General features: G+C 68.0%; 1 protein-coding gene. It reads right to left on the reverse strand.

The features are described from left to right. Positions 1-22: 22 nt before the first annotated feature. Positions 23-350, reverse strand: a 328-nt coding sequence (locus tag Q5762_RS37505; protein WP_315896787.1) for a hypothetical protein, incomplete at its 5' end; no start/stop codon positions are given.

Here is a 350-nt window from a genome sequence, read left to right on the forward strand (position 1 = left end):
GTAAGAGACCGATGTGCGGGTGTTAGCGTAGCGCTTCAGCCGCGTCGGTTTGAAGGCTGCCGGGCGCCACCAGTCGCCCGGCTGCCTCGCTGAGCGGCCCCAGTTGCTCGGCGATCAGGCGAAGCTGGCTCTGGATGGGGCGGTAGTGGGTCATGGCCTTCTCATCCAGCGTATTGCTCTGCTCTTCCAGCAGCGCCAGCAGCTCCTGGGCCTGGGCGGCCAGCGGCTCCACCGGCAGGCGTCTGTCCAGCTGTGTGGCCAGCTGTTCCAGCAGGGCGCTGATGCGTTTGGCCAGCGGCACCAGGGTGGCGTCGTCTTCGTCGTCGGCCAGCCGATGACGGTGCGCGCCT

It is taken from the genome of Streptomyces sp. P9(2023), from assembly GCF_032436795.1.
GTDB lineage: Bacteria > Actinomycetota > Actinomycetes > Streptomycetales > Streptomycetaceae > Streptomyces.